The sequence below is a fragment of the Nodularia chucula CCY0103 genome, assembly GCF_963923915.1.
Classification (GTDB): Bacteria; Cyanobacteriota; Cyanobacteriia; order Cyanobacteriales; family Nostocaceae; genus Nodularia; species Nodularia chucula.
The window spans coordinates 1-22,755 of sequence record NZ_CAWUOL010000041.1; the positions used below are offsets into that span (position 1 = coordinate 1).

At 42.3% G+C, this 22,755-nt stretch carries 26 protein-coding genes; 5 read left to right on the top strand and 21 right to left on the bottom strand.

What is annotated here, in order from left to right:
- Positions 1-130: 130 nt before the first annotated feature.
- Positions 131-1,150, bottom strand: a complete 1,020-nt coding sequence (locus ACM0OP_RS12975; RefSeq protein ID WP_414528829.1) for a sulfate/molybdate ABC transporter ATP-binding protein — start codon at positions 1,148-1,150, stop codon at positions 131-133.
- A gap of 76 nt (positions 1,151-1,226) precedes the next feature.
- On the opposite strand from ACM0OP_RS12975, the gene ACM0OP_RS12980 reads away from it, so the two are divergent.
- On the top strand, positions 1,227-1,814 hold the full coding sequence (locus tag ACM0OP_RS12980) for a Crp/Fnr family transcriptional regulator (RefSeq protein ID WP_414528830.1): 588 nt from the start codon (positions 1,227-1,229) through the stop codon (positions 1,812-1,814).
- 20 nt (positions 1,815-1,834) lie between these two features.
- On the opposite strand, the gene ACM0OP_RS12985 is transcribed toward ACM0OP_RS12980, so the two are convergent.
- From ACM0OP_RS12985 to ACM0OP_RS13025, 9 genes are all read right to left on the bottom strand, one after another.
- Complete coding sequence (locus tag ACM0OP_RS12985) at positions 1,835-2,095, bottom strand: NIL domain-containing protein (RefSeq protein WP_414528831.1); 261 nt, start codon at positions 2,093-2,095, stop codon at positions 1,835-1,837.
- Positions 2,096-2,140: 45 nt separating this feature from the next.
- Complete coding sequence (locus ACM0OP_RS12990; protein WP_414528832.1) at positions 2,141-2,758, bottom strand: NIL domain-containing protein; 618 nt, start codon at positions 2,756-2,758, stop codon at positions 2,141-2,143.
- 28 nt (positions 2,759-2,786) lie between these two features.
- The gene (locus ACM0OP_RS12995; RefSeq protein WP_414528833.1) at positions 2,787-3,053 is read right to left on the bottom strand and encodes an NIL domain-containing protein; all 267 of its coding nucleotides are present in this window, start codon (positions 3,051-3,053) and stop codon (positions 2,787-2,789) included.
- 192 nt (positions 3,054-3,245) lie between these two features.
- Positions 3,246-4,121, bottom strand: a complete 876-nt coding sequence (gene cysW / locus ACM0OP_RS13000) for a sulfate ABC transporter permease subunit CysW (RefSeq protein ID WP_414528834.1) — start codon at positions 4,119-4,121, stop codon at positions 3,246-3,248.
- Entirely contained in the window at positions 4,111-4,962 is an 852-nt protein-coding gene (cysT, locus tag ACM0OP_RS13005) for a sulfate ABC transporter permease subunit CysT (RefSeq protein WP_414528835.1), read from the bottom strand. Before cysT ends, cysW begins: the two co-directional genes overlap by 11 nt.
- Before the next feature lie 277 nt (positions 4,963-5,239).
- Complete coding sequence (locus tag ACM0OP_RS13010) at positions 5,240-6,322, bottom strand: sulfate ABC transporter substrate-binding protein (protein ID WP_414528836.1); 1,083 nt, start codon at positions 6,320-6,322, stop codon at positions 5,240-5,242.
- A 207-nt stretch (positions 6,323-6,529) separates the two neighbouring features.
- Positions 6,530-6,760 (bottom strand): hypothetical protein, encoded by a 231-nt coding sequence (locus tag ACM0OP_RS13015; protein ID WP_414528837.1) that lies wholly within the window; start codon positions 6,758-6,760, stop codon positions 6,530-6,532.
- A complete protein-coding gene (locus ACM0OP_RS13020) occupies positions 6,757-6,999 on the bottom strand; it encodes a transposase (protein WP_414528862.1) in 243 nt (80 codons plus the stop codon). The genes ACM0OP_RS13015 and ACM0OP_RS13020 overlap by 4 nt, the downstream gene beginning before the upstream one ends.
- An 83-nt stretch (positions 7,000-7,082) precedes the next feature.
- Entirely contained in the window at positions 7,083-7,301 is a 219-nt protein-coding gene (locus ACM0OP_RS13025; RefSeq protein WP_414528838.1) for a hypothetical protein, read from the bottom strand.
- On the opposite strand from ACM0OP_RS13025, the gene ACM0OP_RS13030 reads away from it, so the two are divergent.
- From ACM0OP_RS13030 to atpC, 4 genes are all read left to right on the top strand, one after another.
- Positions 7,295-7,600, top strand: coding sequence for a hypothetical protein (locus ACM0OP_RS13030; RefSeq protein WP_414528839.1), 306 nt, complete (start codon positions 7,295-7,297; stop codon positions 7,598-7,600). The genes ACM0OP_RS13025 and ACM0OP_RS13030 overlap by 7 nt on opposite strands.
- A gap of 230 nt (positions 7,601-7,830) precedes the next feature.
- On the top strand, positions 7,831-8,775 hold the full coding sequence (locus tag ACM0OP_RS13035; RefSeq protein WP_414528840.1) for a nidogen-like domain-containing protein: 945 nt from the start codon (positions 7,831-7,833) through the stop codon (positions 8,773-8,775).
- Positions 8,776-9,226: 451 nt separating this feature from the next.
- The gene (gene atpD, locus ACM0OP_RS13040) at positions 9,227-10,675 is read left to right on the top strand and encodes a F0F1 ATP synthase subunit beta (protein WP_414528841.1); all 1,449 of its coding nucleotides are present in this window, start codon (positions 9,227-9,229) and stop codon (positions 10,673-10,675) included.
- Between the two features lie 88 nt (positions 10,676-10,763).
- The gene (gene atpC, locus ACM0OP_RS13045; RefSeq protein WP_414528842.1) at positions 10,764-11,177 is read left to right on the top strand and encodes an ATP synthase F1 subunit epsilon; all 414 of its coding nucleotides are present in this window, start codon (positions 10,764-10,766) and stop codon (positions 11,175-11,177) included.
- A gap of 171 nt (positions 11,178-11,348) precedes the next feature.
- On the opposite strand, the gene ACM0OP_RS13050 is transcribed toward atpC, so the two are convergent.
- The 11 genes from ACM0OP_RS13050 to ACM0OP_RS13100 all read right to left on the bottom strand — a co-directional run bounded on the left by ACM0OP_RS13050 (position 11,349) and on the right by ACM0OP_RS13100 (position 22,753).
- Positions 11,349-12,569, bottom strand: a complete 1,221-nt coding sequence (locus ACM0OP_RS13050) for an acetate kinase (RefSeq protein WP_414528843.1) — start codon at positions 12,567-12,569, stop codon at positions 11,349-11,351.
- A 159-nt stretch (positions 12,570-12,728) separates the two neighbouring features.
- On the bottom strand, positions 12,729-13,733 hold the full coding sequence (locus ACM0OP_RS13055) for a transaldolase (protein ID WP_414528844.1): 1,005 nt from the start codon (positions 13,731-13,733) through the stop codon (positions 12,729-12,731).
- 298 nt (positions 13,734-14,031) lie between these two features.
- A complete protein-coding gene (gene gap, locus ACM0OP_RS13060; protein WP_414528845.1) occupies positions 14,032-15,048 on the bottom strand; it encodes a type I glyceraldehyde-3-phosphate dehydrogenase in 1,017 nt (338 codons plus the stop codon).
- 334 nt (positions 15,049-15,382) lie between these two features.
- Entirely contained in the window at positions 15,383-15,976 is a 594-nt protein-coding gene (locus ACM0OP_RS13065; RefSeq protein WP_414528846.1) for a hypothetical protein, read from the bottom strand.
- A gap of 481 nt (positions 15,977-16,457) precedes the next feature.
- A complete protein-coding gene (locus tag ACM0OP_RS13070) occupies positions 16,458-16,703 on the bottom strand; it encodes a DUF7219 family protein (RefSeq protein WP_414528847.1) in 246 nt (81 codons plus the stop codon).
- A 197-nt stretch (positions 16,704-16,900) separates the two neighbouring features.
- Positions 16,901-17,176 (bottom strand): hypothetical protein, encoded by a 276-nt coding sequence (locus ACM0OP_RS13075; protein WP_414528848.1) that lies wholly within the window; start codon positions 17,174-17,176, stop codon positions 16,901-16,903.
- 97 nt (positions 17,177-17,273) lie between these two features.
- Positions 17,274-18,239 (bottom strand): chlorophyll a/b binding light-harvesting protein, encoded by a 966-nt coding sequence (locus ACM0OP_RS13080; protein ID WP_414528849.1) that lies wholly within the window; start codon positions 18,237-18,239, stop codon positions 17,274-17,276.
- Between the two features lie 119 nt (positions 18,240-18,358).
- Positions 18,359-19,393, bottom strand: a complete 1,035-nt coding sequence (locus tag ACM0OP_RS13085) for a chlorophyll a/b binding light-harvesting protein (RefSeq protein WP_414528850.1) — start codon at positions 19,391-19,393, stop codon at positions 18,359-18,361.
- Between the two features lie 303 nt (positions 19,394-19,696).
- Entirely contained in the window at positions 19,697-20,452 is a 756-nt protein-coding gene (locus tag ACM0OP_RS13090) for an alpha/beta fold hydrolase (RefSeq protein WP_414528851.1), read from the bottom strand.
- Positions 20,453-20,617: 165 nt separating this feature from the next.
- On the bottom strand, positions 20,618-21,130 hold the full coding sequence (gene fldA, locus ACM0OP_RS13095) for a flavodoxin FldA (protein ID WP_414528852.1): 513 nt from the start codon (positions 21,128-21,130) through the stop codon (positions 20,618-20,620).
- 186 nt (positions 21,131-21,316) lie between these two features.
- Positions 21,317-22,753, bottom strand: a complete 1,437-nt coding sequence (locus ACM0OP_RS13100) for a chlorophyll a/b binding light-harvesting protein (RefSeq protein WP_414528853.1) — start codon at positions 22,751-22,753, stop codon at positions 21,317-21,319.
- Positions 22,754-22,755 lie beyond the last annotated feature (2 nt).

Consider the following 22,755-nt stretch of genomic DNA (forward strand, 5'->3'; position numbering starts at 1 on the left):
AGATTTGCCTGCTCTACCTCCTGCCATTTTTTAGTTCCGTCGAACTCACGTTAACATAGCATTTCCTAGTCTAATAAAGTACAAAACTATCTGCGTTTATCTGCGTCCATCTGCGTTTAATTATTAGCGATTATCTCACCCCATTAGCAGTAGCAAAAACTCTGGCTTGTTTCGGTGTGATGTAGACACGCTGTCCTTTTTCTAACTGAAGCTGATTAAACTGTTCTCGATTTAGGTGAGCATTCACCATTTCACCAGACCGCAAAACTAACTCAATGCGAATTTCCCAACCCAGATGAGTAATTCGCTCAACGTTTGCAGAAGTGCTATTCTCGTCCCCATTCTTCCCAATCAAAATATCTTGTGGTCGTAAAAATACTCTTTCATTAGCAGACGCGATACCTTTGTTGGGTATGATCCCAATATTAGTTGGGAGAACATTTACAGGGCCAATAAAACCCATCACAAACGCCGTTGCTGGGTTGTCGTAAATTTCCGATGGACTCCCAACTTGTTCTACCTTTCCCTGATTCATGACCACAAGTTCATCAGCCACTTCCATTGCTTCTTCTTGATCGTGGGTAACAAATACGGTTGTAACGTGAACTTCCGAATGCAGATTACGTAACCAAACACGTAAATCCTTACGAACTTTAGCATCTAATGCCCCAAAAGGCTCGTCTAATAATAAGATCCGGGGTTGTATCGCTAGCGATCGCGCTAATGCGATCCGTTGTCGTTGACCACCAGAAAGCTGAGAAGGATAGCGATCGCCAAATTGTTGCATCTGTACCAATTCCAAAAGTTCATCAACCCGTTGGCGGATGCGGTTTTTGGGATGTTTGCGCAAACTCATTGCAAAGCCAATATTATCACGCACCGTCAAATGTTTAAACAGCGCATAATGCTGGAAAACAAAGCCAATATTACGTTCCTGTACACTCTGGTACGTAGAATTTTCCCCTACCAACCAAATATCACCACTATCTGGTTTCTCTAAACCAGCAATTATCCGTAGCAATGTAGACTTTCCTGAGCCGGAAGGCCCTAACAGCGCCACCAGAGAACCAGTTTTAATCTCCAAACTCACATTATCCACAGCATGGAAGCTGCCGAAGTGCTTAGAAATATTTTCAATTAGAATCCCCATCGTTCTTTCTTCCTCCAACTTGGTATATATTAAATTTAACTACGGTTTGTCTATCAATTTTTAGGACTTAATCAACATGATAACTTTATCCTCTGCTTTTACACCTCCTATTCGTCATCCGAAAACAAGCTTTTTATCCCGCTCTATACTGCCCAAAAACAACGATTATCTGTGGAAAATTGAGCAAGGTGTCGTGCGAATCGTCACATGGCATGAAGATGGGACAATTGTCACCCTGGGTCTATGGGGAGTAGGAGCAATTATTGGAACAGTCTTGTCTAAAACAGAACCTTATCAAATTGAGTGCCTCACGAAAGTGGAATTAAGCGCCGTGGAAATTCAAGATTCATCGGAATTACTCCAAATTTTAAGATTACATCTTCAGCGAACAGAGGAATTAATGGTAATTCGTAGCCATAAAACCGTAGAAATTATGGTGATTAAGTTGTTAGAATGGCTAGCGAATAGATTTGGGCGAGAAGTTGACAAAGGTAGACTAATTGATTTGCGTCTGACTCACCAAGACATTGCGGAAACTATTGGTTCTACTCGCGTTACCATCACTCGGATTTTGCAAAAATTAGAAGAACAAGGATTTATTCAAAGGCTACGGTTACATAGAATTATGCTGCGTGAAGAGGATATTTGGCACTATGAAATTTAAAAATAAGGAATCTAAACAAATCAACAATGCCAACTATCACCATCTGGACTGGATTTACCTAAAATTTTCAGATTTAAAGATTCCAGATAAGTTAAACAACTATTGATGTGAGACATAGAACCTTCTAGTTCTATGTCAAAACATCCTTGTTCATTAGTATTTTTGTCTAGCTCTGCTCCAGTAATATTAACCGTCAACTGATAGTGAGAAATCATTTGAGAAATAATTGGTTCTTGCAAGTAATATTGGGGAATATGTAAACGCACACGTAGTCGAGTCATGCTTATACTTTGACCAACAAATAAAACCATAAATCAATATTTGATTTATATAATCTGTCCATGCAAAGAAGAAGCATCTAACCATAGTGGTAACTTCAGATTTTCCAAATAATCACAACTAGAAAAAAGTTGCTGCGGTTTACCCCAAAGGTCTAAATCAAACCAACCATCCTCTTGCTGATTTGCTGGTAATGAAGCCCCAATAATATTGACTGTGATTCCATAGCGAGACACTAGATCAAAAATGATGGGTGTTTGGGAGTAATCTTTCAAGATGCAAATTTGTAAGCCCATCCGATAGGATTGACTGCCGTAATTTTGGTAAGTATAACTTGGTGCAGGTGTAGGCATTTCTGGAGTTGGGCGGGGAAATGACCGAGAACTGAAATTATGCTGGACACTTTCTGTAATACTTGTATCTATTAAATCTACTCCCAAGTTCTGTAAATACAGCAGTCCATCATAAATATGTTCAGAGTTACCTTGGAGTTGCAAGTCAAACCAACCGTAGCTGTTTGTAGCTGAGAGCATCGCCGCCTTGATATTAACTGTCACACCAAAACGAGATACCAAACGGGAAATCAAAGGTTGGCGTTGGTAATGCAGGGGTATACGGATGCGGCTATCAATGGGAGTTAGTGGATGTAATTTTTTACGTGGCATAGGATTAGGAAATTAAGAGAACAGTTAATCACCAATCACTGACGCTATTTTCATCCCAGATTTCTAGCTGTATATCCTGGAGGTAATTGATAGCATCATCTATCTGTGTTGCCAAACCTTGTAAATCCAGTTCAAACCAACCGTCACCCACAGCATTTGCACCCAAGATTGCAGCTGTAATATTAATCGTTAAACCATAGTCTGAGACTAAACGAGAAATTACCGGCTCTTGATGAAAATTTCTGGGAATCCGCAGGCGAATTTTTTTGTGAATGATCTGACCGTCAGTAACCATATTCCAATTACCTATTTTTCAGAAATACAAGAAGTACATCAACTTCAAACCCAAGAGCAGCATCAGTATATACAATTAGCAAAGCTTGGCGTAAATATCACAAGCAGTTGCAGTCCTTCAAAAGCCTACATAATCATCATTTTGACTTTTGTACGGTTGCAGTACGCCCCTCCTGACAAACGCCTTGCAGTACTAGCTGTCTCCCTCATCTTTTATGCGGATGCGGCGCTCAAACACCTCTTTAATGATCAGAGTGCAAGCAGCCAATCCAGCTAATACCACCGAAGCAGCAAAAGCACTTTGAGAATCGTAATTACGATAAGCCCCTTCCACATACAAAGTTAGAGTCTGAGTACGGCCAATTAAGTTACTAGAAACTACAGCAATAGCACCATACTCTCCCATTGCGCGGGCAGTGGTGAGAATAATGCCATAAAGTAATGCCCAGCGAATAGAAGGCAGCGTAACTCGCCAGAAAGTTTGCCATTCGGTAGCGCCCAAAGTTTTAGCAGCTTCTTCTTCCTGAGTCCCAACTTCTTCCAAGACTGGAATTACTTCCCGCGCCACAAAAGGCATTCCCCCAAGCATCGTCGCCAAAGCAATACCAGGGAACGAAAAGATAATTCTGATATCCAGAAATTGTAGTAAAGGGCCAAGTATCCCATTACGTCCATAGAGGGAGACCAGCATTAAACCTGCCACAATGGGCGAAATCGAAAAGGGCAAGTCAATAATACTTAGTAGCAGGGTGCGCCCCCGAAAGCGACGGCGGGCAATTACCCAGGCTGCACATAACCCAAAAACAACGTTGAAAGGTACAGCTATCCCCACAGCCATTGCGGTCAGGCGCAGGGCTTGAGTAAAGTCCCGACTAGTGAGGGTGGCGAAAAACGGAGCAATACCACGGCTAAAAGCTCCAATAAACACATAAAGAGTGGGCAGCAGCAAGACCAATGCTAAATAGCCTGTAACCGCCGCAATCAAAGCAACTTTACCCCACTCTCCAGCTTCTTTTGGCTTAACCTGACCTGAAGGTAGAGACTGTGTAGATTTCACTTCAACCGCCATAGCGTTGCCTCCAAGTTTGCAATATATTCACTGTCAGTAGCAGCACCAAAGAAATCAGCAGTAGCACAGTGCCAACAGCTGTGGCTCCAGGTAAGTCGTTTTGTTCCAGGCGCTGGAATACTAGAATGGGGGCAATTAAATCTTGATAAGGAATATTTGCAGCAATCAAGACTACTGAACCATACTCGCCCACAGCCCTAGCAAAAGCCTGAGTTGTACCGGTGAGGATGGCAGGCACAAGGGGAGGTAGTACCACCAGCCAAAAGGTTTGCCATTGGGAGGCTCCCAGAGACCAGGCAGCTTCTTCAATAGTTGAATCTAGCTCTTGCAGTACAGGTTGTACTGTTCGGACAACAAAAGGCACGGAAATAAACACCATCGCCACTGCCACCCCCAAGCGAGTAAAAGATACCCTAATACCCAGGGGAGTGAGAAATGAGCCAATCCAGCCTTGCTCGCTGTAAACTGTTGCCAGAGTGATACCTGCAACTGCCGTGGGTAGAGCAAAGGGCAGGTCAATGACGGCATCTAAAACCCGTTTAAAAGGGAAATCGTAACGCACCAGCACCCAGGCTGTGGCAGTGCCAGCCACGCAGTTAATGGCGGCGGCAAAGAAGGCAGTCACAAAAGTGATGTTGTAGGTTGATAACGCCACGGGGGCAGTAGCCAGCCGCCAAAACTCAATAGGTGATAGGGTTGCAGCCCGCAGTATCAAGGCGGACACAGGCAACAGTAGGACGATGGAGATATAAGTAATTGTTACCCCCCAGGGCAAAGACAAGCGTTTCAGCAAATTTTGGGGGGACAGGGGGAAGGTAGACTGTGTTTTGGAAACTGTCATAGTTGAGGAAAGGGGAGAAGAGGCAGGGGAGCAGGGGGCAGGGAGGCAGGGTGCAGGGTGCAGGGTGCAGGGGGGAAGAAATTTACTTAGGACTTACGCAAGAACTCTCTGAAACCTTCTTTCCTTTGTGTTCTTTGTGTCCTTTGCGGTATGCGCTGCGCGCACGCTTCGCGAACGTTTTTCATAATTTTGCGTAAGTCCTGTTACTAATAACTTTCTTCACTCTCTTGTACGATTTATCGCGTCTCCCCACTCAGCACTCAGCACTGTTTGAATCCTAGCGTCGAGCTATACTGGCTTGGATGTCGTCAAAGATTGCGCCATCGGCAAAGAATTTGGGGCTGACTTCATCCCATCCGCCAAAGTCTTCAATGGTGAATAGGTTAGAGATTTGGGGATAAGTATCGGCAAATTCCGCTACCACTTCCGGTACTACCGGGCGGAATCCCACTTTGGCAAATTCGCGCTGGGCTGCGGGGGTAAAGAGAAACTGTACAAAGGCTTCTGCTACTTCACGATTGCCTCGCTTATCAACATAGGTATCAACTACGGCAATGGGGTTATCGATAGAAATATTAATTTCGGGAACTACGTAAGGTAGATTTTGTCCCTGCTGTTTCGCTAAGATGACTTCGTTCTCATAGTTAATTAAGGCATCTCCCTGTTTTTGCACAAAGAATGCATCAGTGGCTTCACGGGCATCTCTTGGTAAAACTGGCACGTTACCATAAACCTTAGTTACAAAGTCTTTGGCTTGTGCTTCCGTGCCGCCTGTTTTGGTGACTTTCCCCCACAAGGCCATGTAGTTCCAACGAGCGCCACCAGAGGTTTTGGGGTTAGCGGTGATGACGCTGACATCATCGCGGGCTAAATCATCCCAGTCTTTTATGTTTTTGGGGTTGCCTTCGCGGGTAACTATCACACCCACGGAACGGTGAACAATACCATCGCCGTTGGGTGTCTTTTTCTCCCAGCCTGGTTGAATTAATCCGGCTTCCTGGATTTGTAAAGTATCTGCTGATAGTGCTAGGGCTACTATATCTGCATCTAAACCGTCAATCACCGCACGGGTTTGGGAGCCGGAGCCGCCATAGCTTTGGTCAAATCTGACGGTTTGCCCAGTTTTTTCTTGCCATTCTTTGGTGAATAGGGGAATAATATTTTCATAAGCGGCGCGGGTAACGGCGTAGCTTACCAGGGTCAGTTCTTTTGTTTCTCCAGTGTTACCACTACCACTAGTATTATCAGGGGAAGGTGAGCAGGCAGTGATCGCACCACTTAAACCGATTCCTACTAAAAACAGGGAAATAAAGCTTTTTAAAGACTTGGGTTTCCATCGATTGGAAATATCTTGCCACATACCGACCTCATACTCCTGACTTAAATCTACTGTTAATCTATCGAGTTACGATATTTTTTGGGATTAGTTATAGATATTACAGATAATTCTATGAAATGGCAAGATATTCACCATATTCTTGATTGAGATTATGGTGATTGCATAACTGTTAGAAGTTCAGGTGATAAGACATACCCCTAGTACAGTTCGGCGTAAATAAATAGACCATTAAATAGCCAAGACTTTACCCTTATATGTCCACTTAAAAGGTTTAGCCATTGTTTTATTAAAGTAGTCGATAAAATTGAGGATTCGATTTTTTAAATCATCCTGACTGGTGAAACTGGCTCTTTTTAGTAGTTTACGAACTAAAATACTGAACCAAATTTCAATTTGATTGAGCCCTTCGGGTTCGCCAGTCGCTACAACGGAGGGAACCCCCGCAACACGCTGGCTCACCAAGAGGAATGTTTTGGGGTGTAATGGAAAACGATTTTATGTGTTGGGTCTTTCAAAAAAGCAGCTCTTGTTTTTATGGATTTGAGTATACCGCTTTCTCCCTTAATACCCAGGTCTAGATTCAAACCTTCTTTTTCTGCAACTAAACGAACCAGGGACTCAGATTGATGAGTATTAAGACAATCCATAATTAAATGCCATTTTTTGGCACCGGGGTCGCCTTCAATAACTGGACGAATATGTTGGACGAAATCCGCTTAGGTTCTGGAATCTCCGCAACTTGGTTCAATAATTTGACCAGTAGCAATATCAAAACTAGCGATTAAACTTTGCGTACCATGACGGATATACTTTCAATAATCCCTTGTTTCATGATTTCGTCCGCTAGTTCTCCTGCTGTCCAATGGCTGATTGGTCGTCCATAGTCTTCGGGAGGTGAACAGGCCAGCGCGAATAACTCGTTAAATTTTACTGGTGCGCCTACACGCTCTGAGTCTCGCAACCGTTGAATTATTGTTAAATCACTTATACGTGTTGACAACCATCGCTCTCGCCACAAACAAGCTGTATGCCTATTTATATTTAGTATTCGGGCGATTTCACATTGATATAGCGACCGCTTTGCATGAAGAGATTACTCATCAATTTCCTCGTGATTTAATCTCTGTGCAGCAGGGACAGTATCACTATTTTTATACAGGTAATCAAGAAAAATTACTAGAAATTGCTCAGAAAGTTTTACCTAGCAATCCCCAACGAGATTATTTATACGGCATGGTAGCCTTTGGCTTAGAACAATGCCATCAATTCAAAGCAGCGTTTAATCGTGATAAATACTAAATTCAGGTGAATTTTAAAACTTATCATGCTATATATTTATTATGTAAACTTACAGTATCGTAGTATCAAAAAAAATAGATTAGGCAGTAATCTATAATCACAGATAGGTAACAAATATTATTAAGTAGAACCACAAACTACATACATTAATTTTATCCTATTTGTATTTGGTACTACTGGATTGCCAAAACTGGAGTTTGATGGTTGTGTCTACATTTATCAAAAAAATCATGAACACTTGCACTAAGGCTAAGTATAAATTCAAGCTAAGTAAAACTTTAGGACTAGCAGTAATGGCAACTGTCCTGAGTCTTACCTCCCTTCAAGCTGCCTTTGCAGCCGCAGTCAGACCAGGTTTGTTTGGTGCTAATACAGTGCCACGTAACGATGATTCCTTTACTAGCCTAGTGGATCTCGGATTTACAGCCAACTTTTTTGGTTTAGAATTTAACCAAACTTACGTTAACAATAACGGTAACATTACTTTTGATCAAGCCTTAGGTACATACACTCCATTTGACCTAACCAGCACGGGAAGGCAAATTATCGCCCCATTCTTTGCCGACGTGGATACTCGTAACTCTGCCTCCAATCGAGTTACCTACGGTACAGGGATTGTCGATGGTTTTAATGCCTTTGGCGTTAACTATATTGACGTTGGCTACTTCCCCTCAGCCGCAGACAGATTGAACAGTTTTCAAATGGTGTTGATTGATCGTTCTGATACTGGCGCAGGCAACTTTGATATAGAATTCAACTACGACCAAATTCAGTGGGAAACTGGTGGTGCTTCTGGAGGTACTGGTGGACTCGGTGGCTCCTCTGCTCGTGTTGGCTTCTCTAATGGTACTGGTAATCCTGGTAGCTTCTTCGAGTTACCGGGTTCAGCAATTAATGGTGCTTTCCTCGATGGTGGCCCCAATGCTTTAATTGCCGACCGTTTAAACAGCGATGTTGATGGTCGATATATCTTCACGGCTAGGGAAGGTGAAATCATCGTAGATGTTCCTCCCCCTGTTGACCCCCCTATTGACCCCCCTGTTGACCCCCCTGTTGACTCCCCTACTTCAGTTCCTGAACCTACCACTATTTTAGGTCTCTTGGCATTCGGTGCGTTTGGTGCCACTTCAGCGTTGAAGCGCAAACAACAATACAAAGCTGCTGCTAAAGCATAATCCATCACCGATTTAATTAAAAAAGACTTTGACTGCCATTGTAAAGACAAGGCAGTTTTTTATTTTGACCATTCCCCACTCCCCACTCCCCATTCCCAACTCCCAACTCCCAACTCCCCACTCCCTTTTTTAAGGAATTACTAAGGGACTTGTGTACCCGTCCGGTGCTAGAGTGAAAGATGACATCGCATAATCTTATGTCTTCCAAGACCCTATCAAAACAGTTCCGTAGCAGAGGGATCTTGACGCTGGCAAGCAGCGTAGACAAAATTGCCTGTGGAGACAGACGGTCTGACAAGGACTGGTAACAGTCTAGTTAAGAGTCAAAGAAACAGGCACAAGGGTGGAAAGGTGGGGCTTTAGCCTATCGTAAAACATCCTTTAAAAATCCCTTTGTTGTTCACAAGGGGAATATGTCAACTGAAATATAGCTTCAATTATTAGGCGCAGCATGGTCAGCACAGCAGAAAAAACAAACATTGGCTACATTACCCAAATTATCGGTCCAGTTGTAGACGTTAAATTTCCCGGCGGCAAATTACCGCAAATCTACAACGCTTTGACCATCAAAGGTACTAACGAAGCTGCACAGGAAATCAACCTGACTGTTGAAGTTCAACAACTTCTAGGTGATAACCAAGTACGTGCTGTGGCGATGAGTACCACTGATGGCTTAGTACGTGGTCTAGAAGTGGTTGATACAGGCGCTGCTATCAGTGTTCCAGTTGGGAAAGTTACTTTGGGACGGATTTTTAACGTTCTGGGTGAACCTGTAGACAATCGAGGGCCTGTTAATGCCACAGAAACCTTACCCATTCACCGCCCTTCTCCTAAATTCACTGAACTGGAAACTAAACCTTCTGTGTTTGAAACTGGGATTAAGGTTGTTGACCTCCTGACTCCCTATCGACGCGGCGGTAAAATCGGTCTGTTCGGCGGTGCAGGCGTTGGTAAGACCGTGATCATGATGGAATTGATTAACAACATTGCGACCCAACACGGTGGTGTGTCTGTGTTTGCTGGCGTGGGTGAGCGCACTCGTGAAGGTAATGACCTTTACAATGAAATGATGGAATCTGGGGTAATCAATAAAGATAACCTCAATGAATCAAAAATTGCCCTAGTTTACGGTCAGATGAATGAACCACCCGGAGCAAGAATGCGGGTAGGTCTTTCTGGTTTGACTATGGCAGAATACTTCCGGGATGTGAACAAGCAGGACGTTTTGCTGTTTATTGACAACATTTTCCGGTTTGTACAAGCAGGTTCAGAAGTGTCGGCGCTGTTGGGTCGGATGCCTTCTGCGGTAGGATATCAGCCCACACTAGGAACTGACGTGGGCGCACTGCAAGAACGGATTACTTCTACTACAGAGGGTTCCATTACCTCGATTCAAGCGGTGTATGTACCTGCGGATGACTTAACTGACCCCGCACCTGCAACTACCTTTGCTCACTTGGATGGAACTACAGTATTATCTCGTGGTTTGGCTTCTAAGGGTATTTATCCCGCAGTTGATCCTCTAGGTTCTACCTCTACCATGTTGCAGCCGGAAATTGTCGGTGATGAACACTACAATACTGCCCGTGCTGTACAGTCAACCCTGCAACGTTATAAAGAACTTCAGGATATTATCGCTATTCTCGGTTTAGATGAATTGTCTGAGGAAGACCGTCTGATCGTAGCACGGGCGCGGAAGGTTGAGCGCTTCTTGTCTCAGCCGTTCTTTGTGGCGGAAGTATTTACTGGTTCTCCTGGTAAGTATGTGAAGTTGGAAGATACTATTAAGGGCTTCCAAATGATTTTGTCTGGTGAGTTGGATGAATTACCAGAGCAGGCTTTCTATTTAGTGGGCGACATTAACGAAGCTAAAGCTAAAGCTGAGAAGATGAAAGGTTAGTCATTAGTCATGGGTCATTAGTCATTGGTGTAATTACTAGTGGCTAGTGACAAATTATTAAAGATAACAGATAAAGGACAAAGGACAAATGACTTTAACCGTTCGTGTAGTTTCTCCAGATAAAACAGTATGGGATGCTGTGGCTGAAGAGGTAGTTCTACCCAGCACTACTGGTCAGTTGGGTATCCTGACTGGACACGCACCGATGTTGACTGCTTTGGATACAGGTGTGATGCGCGTCCGTGGTGGCAAAAACCAAGATTGGCAAGCGATCGCCCTGATGGGTGGTTTTGCTGAAGTGGAAGCAGATGAAGTGACAATTTTGGTGAACGGTGCTGAACGTGGCGACGCGATTAAATTGGAAGATGCTCGTGCAGCATACAACCAAGCACAAACAAAGCTGAATCAAGTTTCCGCAGACGATCGCCAAGCTCAAATTCAAGCAACCCAAGCTTTTAAACGCGCCCGCGCTCGTTTCCAAGCTGCTGGCGGTTCTGTCTAAATTTACACAAAAACACTTGGTTTTATGGGGTGGGCATCTTTGCTCATCCTATAGCTGGGGAGTAGGAAGCAGGGGGGCAGGGAGCAGGGAGCAGGGGGGCAGGCTTAAAACTCCTTAATTACAAGGGTTTTATGATCCATTTTTGTGCTAACGTGTATGCGTGGTGCTATACTATTTTTTTTGCATGAGTTGCCAAGATTGTTTGGCGATCGCCCAGTCTTCTTGAGTCCGAATTACTAATACCCGCACGGCTGAGTTAGCTGTGGCTATATCTTGATCAATCGGCTGCTGTTGATTTTTTGATGGGTCAATTTTTAATCCTAAAAATCCGAAACCTTCGCAGGCGGCTTGGCGTATTCCTGCCGATTTTTCCCCTATCCCTGCGGTAAATACTAAAGCATCTAATCCCCCTAAAGTCGGCAGCATAGCACCGATACCAGACCGTAGGTGATGCACATACATATCCCAAGCTAGTTGGGCGCGGTAGTTCCCTTCGGCGATCGCCGCAATCACTTGGGGTAAGTCACTGGATACCCCCGAAATTCCGCGTAAGCCAGAATTCTTATTTAATACATAGTCTAATCTTTCCGCAGAGTAGTTTGATTGCCGTAGTAAGTAAATCAAAATCCCTGGATCAACAGAACCAGAACGACTACCCATCATCAACCCATCCAGGGGAGTGAACCCCATAGTGGTATCAATACTGCGTCCATTTTTAATCGCAGCCAAAGAGCAACCATTCCCCAAATGACAAGTAATTAATCGCAGGGATGCTAAATCTCGGTTGAGAATTTGAGCCGCACGATTAGAGCAATACTGATGGCTAATACCATGAAAACCGTAACGGCGAATCCCTTGCTCTACCCATTCATAGGGGCCAGGATAAATCGCGGCTGCATCCGGAAGGGTAGCATGAAACCCTGTATCAAATACTGCCACTTGGGTGACATCTCCCAAGCTTTGCTCAATAGCTTCTATACCTTCTAAAGCGGCGGGATTATGTGCAGGAGCCAAACTAGACAAATTACCAATTGTCTGTTTGACTTTTTCAGTAATTACCACACTTTTTCTGTATTCTTGACCACCATGCACTACACGATGCCCTACCACATCAATTTCTGAAAGATGGTCAATTACCTTAGTAGCGCCGCGACTCAGGGTATACAGCATATAAGCAACGTGTGCGCGTCGTGAATCACCATAGATTGATTCTTGCAGCGTTTCACCCGTAGCTGTTGTCACTTCAATTTCTGCCACACCCCGGTCTTGAGTCCAATTGACCTTCCCTGACCATAGGGGTTGGGGTGGTTCTTGGGGAAGAGAATTATCTGCAATTTCATACAGACAACTCTTTTGGCTGCTCGATCCAGCATTTAGGACTAATACTTTCATTACTTTTTCCTGTAATTCAGGATGCGCTAGTAAAAAATATTTTGATTAGCTGAGGGAAAAACTAGGTCTGTAATTCTTTGAATACTCAGGAGGGGTGAATTGTTAGTGGTTGTCTACTCTCAACTAACCACTAACAACTAACTAATGAAACTTTAAACCTTAATGGCTGGCGATCGCTTCACTTTCAAGTTTCGCTAGTCGCTCTGCTAAGAGTTTTTCTAGAGCAACTAATGCTTTAGTAAAACCATCGATACCTTCTGCTAATTTATCAGATGCCATCCGGTCAGCAGCGTGCATCTTGTCATAGGTAGCTTTATCGACGGATATCTTTTTGATGTCCATGTTTGCGACTTTAGCAGGATCAAGTTTCCGTGGTAATTCTCCCTCAGTTGCTTGCAATTCTGCCAATAGTCCGGGAGAAATCGTTAACAAGTCACAACCAGCCAATTCGGTAATTTCGCCAATATTGCGGAAGCTGGCTCCCATAACTTCGGTTTTATGTCCGAATTTTTTGTAGTAGTTGTAAACTGTGGTGACAGACAATACACCTGGATCTTCATCTGCTGGATAGCTATCCCGTCCAGTATCTTTCTTGTACCAGTCGAGAATCCGACCAACGAAGGGAGAAATTAAGGTAACGCCGGCTTCTGCACAGGCGATCGCTTGGTGAAGACCAAACAATAATGTTAAGTTACAATGAATACCTTCCTTCTCAAGAATTTCCGCAGCCCGAATGCCTTCCCAAGTGGTGGCAATTTTAATTAGCACGCGATCGCGGTCCACACCCGCAGCCTTGTATTGAGCAATCAATTCTCTGGCTTTAGTTAAAGTAGCTTCTGTATCGAAAGACAAGCGAGCATCTACCTCTGTAGAAACACGACCAGGAATAATTTGTAAAATCTTTAAGCCGAAAGCCACTGCTAAACGGTCAAAAGCCAAAGTCACGATATCTGCTTGACTAGCCGCAGCACCAGCATCTTTCTTCGCCTGAAGTAAAGTTTGATCAACAATTTCCTGATATTCCGGCATTTGTGCCGCTGCCGTAATCAGAGAAGGATTAGTAGTAGCATCTTGGGGTGTAAACTTCTCAATTGCCTTGATATCCCCTGTATCCGCCACCACAACGGTCATTTGGCGCAATTGTTCTAGTAAATTTTTAGACATAATTTTCTCCGTGAGTTGTGCTGGTTGCGGACGTACTTAATTCCTTACTTGTTTACACTTTTGACTGTTCCTCACCATTCCGATTTTGGCAACTTTTCTTAAACATTGCCCATCTTGGCTAGCTAAAATTAACCACAGCCCCATTTTAGGTGTCTTATGGCAAAATTGGCTGTCCAATGGAATGCACTTTGATTTAATCGGTTGTTCCTAACTTACCAATTGGCTCAACTATTTCTCTCGTAGAGACGCGATAAATCACGTCTCTCATCAACCACCATCAACCACCAGCACCAGTGAATTATTCTTTTGCTGACATCGACAACATTAAATCCACCACCCGATTTGAGTAACCCCACTCATTGTCATACCAGGCTACCACTTTAAAGAAATTGGCATTCAACTCAATCCCAGCACCTGCATCGAAAATACTTGAATGAGTATCACCCTGAAAATCGGTAGAAACTACTGCTTCGTCTGTATAGCCTAAGATACCTTTTAATGCACCATTAGCCGCCTGCTGCATCGCTGCACAGATATCTTGATAACTGGTAGCTTTAGCCGTTTTAAAAGTTAAATCAACCACAGAGACATCAGGAGTAGGAACCCGGAAAGCCATACCCGTTAACTTACCTTTTAATTCTGGTAAAACTAATGCTACCGCTTTGGCTGCACCTGTAGAAGAAGGAATAATATTTTGAGCCGCACCCCGTCCACCTCGCCAGTCTTTTTTACTGGGACCATCTACAGTTGGCTGAGTTGCAGTCATAGCGTGAACTGTGGTCATCAACCCTTCAGTCAGTCCGAAGCTATCATTAATTACCTTGGCTATGGGAGCGAGGCAGTTTGTGGTACAACTAGCATTAGAGACAATTACATCCTTAGCGGGGTTAAATAGGTGATGATTCACACCCATTAACAGGGTCTTTACTTTATCTGGCTCTTTTGTGGGAGCAGAAATTATGACTCGCTTTGCGCCAGCTTGGAGATGTTTTGCCGCCCCATCATAATCTGTGAACAGTCCGGTAGACTCCACAATATAATCTGCACCTAATTTATTCCAAGGTAATTCAGCCGGATTTCTTACCGACATACAAGGGATAAAATGCCCATCAACGAGGATACCATCAGGCTTGGCTTCAACTTTACTTCTCAACTGACCATGAGTAGAATCGTACTTAAAGAGATAAGCTAGGTTATCTGGTGGTACGAGGTCATTAATCCCCACAAACTCAATATTAGGGTTATTGATGCCAGCGCGTAGCACAAGTCGCCCAATTCGACCGAAGCCATTGATACCAACTTTTAGTTTAGTCAAGATTAAACCTCCTGTTGTGGGAGTTGAACAAAAGGTAAAAGATAAAAGAAGATGACTTTTACTCTTTACTTTTTGATCCTGACAGTTTTAACTAGCTAAGGCATATTTACTTGGCATCTTTTAAGGTTTCCTCTAGCTGTGAGAGTAGGCAGTGTAGGGATATACACAGGAGTTGAATAACTTTAACTGTGGGTTTTAAGACAAGCTATTACGCGTTAAATTGGTAACATTAATTACGATTAAATTTTTAGATATCAATGGTTGGCTTGAGATTCTGTATGTAGCGATCGGACAAAAGACAGGGGAATATATTAAAAATTAATTCTAGTAATCTTTATTTGTCAATCTCACTTCTATTAAATAACAAATTAATACCTTTTTCTATATCGGCTTTTAAAGGCAATATAAAATAATTTAACACTAATAAAAAGATAACCATAACTAATACAAGCATACTCTGTATCCATTTGATTAAATCATTTTGCAAAATAGAAACAGACTCTTTCATAGGTTGAATAATTCCGTCAATACTTTCACTCAAAGTATTTACACCTTCTTTTACATTATCTAAAGGGGTAAATAACGGATTGAAAATATTATTGAATTTTAAATTAATGCCAAGATTAATATTTAAAACACTTATGCTCTCGCTAATTTTATTAAAAGCATTATTTATAGGCTGAAGTGCTGATGATAAACTCTTACTAACGTCAACAAATGAGCTAGTAATATCAGCAATACCACCTTGGACAGAAGCCAAACTTGCTTTACTATTATTTATGGAATTTATGACCAGTTCCATTTCCTTATTTAAATGTTGTTTCAAATCATGGATAATTAAATATCCATTAAAAATTATAATAAATAAAATAATTAAAGGTGTTAAAGCTCTTATTATCAGCAATAAGCCAGTTATTCTGTTATTCATTTTATAAAACCAAAAATAATGGTTATTATTTTTTCTTGTTTTTTTATCAATTTAATGTCAAATTATCACATTGAGAACTCAAGCGCAAGTATTTAGGGGCGGATTTTTCCGGCTGGCCACACCATCAGTTACTAAGTAAGTTGGTGCTAAGATTTTCCGCTATGTAACAGAATGTAAAATCGACAAAACCGTTGCGATTGCTTCATTTCACTTCGTTCCATTCACAATGACATACATTCAGATTTTCACACCGGCCTACTTAGTCTCACTACTAGACCAGAGTTTTTGAACCAGCAATGAGACCAGGAGGGATATTAACATCTGTTTTTAGTCCCATGTTTGGTACTAAAACAGGTAGTAGTATGGCTCTTTTGTATGTAATTACGTCAGTAAATAATGTATTTTTTAATACCACAAGGTTTGCGGGGCGATCGCTGCAAGATGTAGAAGATATTTAACGCAACTATACCAAGAAATCGTATTAACTAATGCCCAAGTCCTTTTTACTACTTTTCAACTGTTTCCAAAGCATCTGAATTTGTTTATAAGCCTCCTCCGGGGAAAGTTTACCACCAGTTTGTAAACTGCAAATGTAATTTACCCGTTGAGAAAAATCTTGGAGATTAGCATTAAATGTCAAATACTCTTGTTTAAACTCCCCAGAATATGGACTGCGGGGATAAAGAAAATCAGATAATTCCGAGAGAAAATTATTTGGCTGGTTCATATAGGACTCCTATCTGATTTTTTAACAATCTCGGTGTAACACAAAAAGGTTATTCCCCATTCCCCACTCCCTACTCCCTACCTACGCAAATAAATATGGCTACGCCACGCAAGCTACAGAAATCAAATCGGATTACTACGGGTGTTTAGATTTGAGAGTTAATAGTAATAGGAATTTAAAAATTATCCAGTAAAAAACTATCCAAGTTTACGCCGTCCCCTTTGAGAAGCATTACAATTACAAGTCTTAGGTTCAAAATCAATGCAACCAATGGCTTGTTCCGAACAAGCTTTAACAGGGTTAACTGTGCATTTTAGGCGATAATCATTGGTAAAAAACTCACAATTATGGCAAGGTATTTGATGTAGTCTCTTTAAATGATTTGTACCTTTTTTTAAAGTTAACCAAACACTGAAAATAGACAAAATCACAATTACCCAACTACAGAAAGCGCAAACAATCATAGCTAACATGAGAAATCCTCAAATAAATTCAAATAAAAAGCCTACAGTTAACTGCTGTGAACCGCAGGCGGGAGAAAATATTTAGCTAGTGTTGAGCGAAACTTAATTAATTATTAACTTGACGCGAACGCCAAGAATGCCAAACGTAACCCAAGAAAGCCAACACACCAATAAAAAACTGAATGTTTGCCAAACCCAGACGTTCAGAACCGTAAAATTCTCTAGGGAAAACAGTTGTGTTATATCCCACAAATGCAGCCGAAATCCAAGCCATTAAAGCTAAACCCAGCAAGCTATAAGACAGAATTTCCTCACCATTTTCTATGGGTAAAATTCGTCTTACCCAATTAAAAGGAGAAACAAGAATATGCCACGCACCACCAAAAATGAGAAGAGAACCAATCCAAATATGACCACCAATGACATCTTCTAAATTATCGACACTTGCCATCCCTAAAATATTCCAGCTACCATCCTTCATCCCTACTAAGTAGCCAAAAATTGTCATCGGGTCTAAATTGGGATGACTAATCAGGCGGACATCACCAAAATTCGGGTCATAAACTCCACCAAAAAACATCGCCTTTAGCACCAATAAAAATGCCCCCAAACCCAGAAAAATCAAGTGATGACCTAAAATCAAACCCAACTGTTGAGGATCATTCCATTCATAGTGAAACTTCGCCACCTGTCCCCCAGCACTGTAGAGAATGGGTGGAGCGCGAAACACATGAAAAAGACCCCCGGCTCCCAAAACAGCAGAAGCGATTAAATGTAACATTCCAATCACAAAATAGGGATAAGTATCTACCACCTCCCCACCTGTACCCACACCCCAACCTAAAGTTGCTAAATGAGGTAACAAAGTCATACCCTGCTCATACATTGGCACACCAGGAACAAACCGCAGCACCTCAGAAACAGTAGTTATCCCAGCCCAAAACATAATCAAACCAGCGTGAGCAACATGAGCGCCCAACAACTGACCAGATAAATCAGTCAAACGAGCATTACCAACCAACCAAGATAAATTCGTATCAGCCGCAAAACTCTTCTCAATAGAAACCGTCACAGTTCAATCTCCTTTTAAAGTGTTGAGTGGAGGGAGATGAGTCAGGTAAAGAAAAAAGATTTTATTCCTAGCACAAAGTCTTCTCCTCTGCTCCCTGCCCCCTGCTCCCCTGCCTCTTCCTATGACTCGCTACTAATAGCGTTCAAAGACCTTTCAACCTGTCTAAAATCAACACCAATAGCTCTTAGCGCGTGCCACAAATGACCTTGCAAAAAGAAAAACGCCAAAAAGAAATGAGCATTTGCTAACCAAGCCCTAGCAGAGTAACCACCACTAGCCAACTTTACCGAGTCAGCAAAATAAGGACTAACACCAAGCTTCACTTCCAAAGTCTGACCGTAAAATTCCACCGGGTAAGCCAAGGTATTCACTGCACAGAAATAAGCTGCAACAAATCCCGCCAAAGCAATACCACCCAAAGAGTAAGAAAGAATCGCTTCCCCAGAGAAAATCAAAAGCTTTTTCGCCCAAGCAAAAGGCTCCTTAATAATGTGCCAAATCCCGCCACCAATTAGTAGAAAACCGACATAAATATGACCACCAACTAAATCTTCTAAATTGTCAACACTGGCAAAGTGAGTTTGATAGCCATAGATAACAAAAGGGTTAAGAGTTGGTTCAGTTACAAGGCGAACATCATGAATATTGGTGTCATAAATTCCGCCCCAAAACATGGCTTTTCCTACTAGCAATAAAGCTGCTAGTCCTAAAAATAGGAGGTGATGTCCTAAAATTAAGCCCAGTTGTTTAGGATCATCCCATTCAAAATGAAATTTACGGGCTTGACCCTGAGCATTTTCTAAATTTCTGGGAGCTTTGAAAGTATGGAATAGCGCCCCAGCACCGAGAACGGCTGAGGAAATTAAATGCAAAGCACCGATAACGAAAAATGGGTAAGTATCCACAACTTGACCACCTGCGCCCACTCCAAAGCCCAAGGTGGCTAAATGGGGTAGCAATATTAGCCCCTGTTCGCCCATTGGGATATCGGGGTTGTAGCGAGAGATTTCAAACCATGTAAACGCTCCTGCCCAAAGAGTCGTCAGTGCTGCTTGGGCGACGTGAGCGCCGATAAATAAGCCAGAGAGCTTGGCGAAGCGGGCGTTACCAGCCCACCAATCGTATTTGACGTTTGGATTGTCGTATGTCTGCATTGCTTCGTTAGTATTTGTTGCGAAAAGAACTCAATTAATTTGTTGATACTTTCAGGACTTTACTGTTGTTTTCCAATGAAATCCGACTATGTTGCTGAATCTGTGAACTAATTATTGAGCTTTATGTATTTAATTTATTGCAACTAATTCTTAAAAAGAAAGGGAATTTTACAAAAGTTAATAATTTAAATAGCTGTGTAAGTTAAGCAGCAAAAAATTAGTGATTTCGGGCTATGCCGTCACTAAGAAAACTGTTTTTAGCAATTAGGAAGATGAATTATGTGTTCATCTCCCAGGGATTTTTCATTGATGTATGGAAGTAGTAGAGGTTTGTGCAGATATTGTGAGCGATCGCCTCTGATAACAGCCCCAGAAATTCAAAATTTGTGCGCCCACTTCTTGAGGATGAAAATAGTGAAAAAAATGATACCCTTGGGGAAATTCCCAAAGTCTATCTTCTGGTTTGAACCAATTACGCCAGTCATACAACGCAGGTGGATTAACGACTGAATCAGTTTTGCTACCGCAGACTAGCATCGGCATAGAAACACCTCCCTTGGGTAAATAAACCAGTTTAAAGAGAGAATGGGGTGAAGGCGATCGCTCTAAATCTTTATCTAAAGCGGTCATTAACTTCTTAGTAGCGTGACATGGTTGTTTACCAAAGAGACTGCGAACAGTGTTGGCTAGAACTTGCTCACGGCTAATTGTAAACATTTGGCGTTGAACGTAATAATGAGCGTGCCAAGTGTTGGCTGGTTGAGAAGCTACAGCCAGGAGAGTCAGCGATCGCACCTTTTCAGGATAACGTCTGGCAAAAGTTAATGCGATCGCACCACTAATCCCATGACCACCTAAATGCACCGCATCCGGGTAAGAATCTAAAAACTCATGGAGCAACAGCACAGCTTCATCCACAGAACTAGCCTCATCCCTAGTTTGTTGATATTCCCACTGAGCGATTTGCAAATATCCAGACAGGTGTTGAAGTAAAGGTTGATCAAAACGCTTCAACGCCGGACTAGCATTTAACCAAAGAACATCGAATAAATCAGACATAATTAACCTTAATAGCGTTGATTTAGAAATTACAAATTAAACAGCCACGGCATCATCCATCTAGTGAAAATTAAATCTGCTTGATTTGAGAACCTTGTAGAGACGTTCCATGGAACGTCTCTAGATTCTTTCCTTCCAGATGTCTAATGCCGTGACATCTATTATCTACAAACCAAATTCTGTCTTCAACTGTGCAACCCAAGCCTTAATACGCTCATCTGTCAGGTCAGATTGATTATCATCATCAAGAGCTAGACCACAAAACTTACCATTCCGCACAGCTTTAGACTCGCTAAAATCATACCCCTCAGTGGGCCAATAGCCCACAGTTTTACCTCCCTGTTGGGCAATCTTTTCTTCCAAAATCCCGATAGCATCTTGGAAATTATCACCATAGCCAAGCTGGTCTCCCGTACCAAAATAAGCCACCGTTTTACCGCTAAAATCAAAATCATCTAAGTCAGGATAAACACCTTCCCAATCGCTTTGAAGTTCCCCAATATTCCAAGTAGGACAACCAATAATCAGACATTCATACTCATCAAAATCAGCAACTTCAGCCTGAGCCATATCGTGTAATGTCACCACATCACCGCCAAAAGCATCCCGAATCATTTCAGCAGCAGATTCAGTTTTGCCAGTTTGAGTACCGTAGAACAAACCAATTTTTTTCGACATTTTGACACCTAATAAATAGTTTTAACTTGATTTCCAGAAATGAGACTTGCTCAATCTCCAACCCCTACAGAAAAGAAACTGAAAATACATACATTGTGGGGTGGGCATCTTGCCCGCCCTAAATATTTAAGAACCACAGAGGCGCAGAGTACACAGAGTCATGAGAGTTTTTTGTGTAAATCTTAGCTAGTTAAAAAACAAACTACTATTAGCTAAGACCAAGAAAGCAAATAAAGCTCCGCCACAACTGCCAACAGTCCATCCAGCATTAAATTCACTCCAAGACTTACCCGTTTTCATATTTTCTGGTAACTCACCCGAAGCAGGTTTACCATCTGAGAAAGATGTGCTGCCATAGAGCCACAAACAAATAGACAAAATCAATAACAAACCAATGGTGGCTAATAAACCCGCTTGACTTGCCAACTCAGTATTCCGCAGAGGACCGAGTTTCACAAAAGGCCCCAGTAAAAAGTAACCATGTGCCATGCCAATTTCTAAACCCCGTGAAAAAGGTGACAAACCAGGACGGTAAATTGGCAGATATTTCAAAAAGTTCAGCGTGATATCAGAAGCATTTACAGGAGTATCAAAATTACCCATTTCTGGCATACCAGAATAGTTGACAACTCCCTGCTCAAAATTCAATCCCGCCGCGATCACACGTACTCTCAAAGCGTGCCAGATATGACCAACTAAAAATACCACCGCCAAAGCCAAGTGGCTAGTTGCCAACCAAGTGCGAACTGTGACAACTCCCGATGCAGTTGTAGTCCATCCCAAAGAACCATAGAACACTGTGGGATAAACCGTATCATTCACAGTTACAAAGTAAGCGGCAAAAAATCCCATGTAGGCTAAAGCGCCTAAACTGTAGCACAAGTAAGCCTCACCAGACCAAAACAATACCTGTTTAGCCCAGTTAAAAGGCTTGGTGAAAATGTGCCAAAATCCCCCACAAATGCAGAGTATCCCTACCCAGATATGGCCACCAATCACATCTTCTAGGTTATTTACAGCCGCCATTCCCTGACTACCAAATAAACCAAAGAGATAGCCAAATATCCGCCCAGGGTTGAGGGTTGGTTCTGTAATTACTCTTACAGATGCCACTTCAGGGTCATAAATACCACCCCAAAACAACGCCTTCGCCACCAATAACCAAGCACCAACACCTAATAACAGGAGATGAATACCGATAATGGTGGTCATTTTGTCTTCATCTTCCCAGTCGTAGCCAAAGAACCCAGAGAAGGTTTTATTCTCTGGTAAAACTTCCGGCCCCAAAAGAGCATGATAAATACCGCCCGCACCCAGAACGGCAGAACTGATTAAATGCAAAACACCAATGACAAAATAGGGATAGGTATCAATAATTTGTCCGCCGTTACCCACACCAAACCCCAAAGTTGCCAAATGAGGTAATAAAATTAACCCCTGTTCATACATGGGTCGGGAAACATCGTATTTAGTGATTTCAAACAAAGTTATTGCCCCAGCCCAAAGGACAATTAAACCTGCATGGGCAACATGAGCGCCCAAAAGCTTACCCGACATATCAATAAATCGGGAATTACCTGCCCACCAACCAGATTTTGGCTGAGTTATAGTTGCAGTTGCCATTG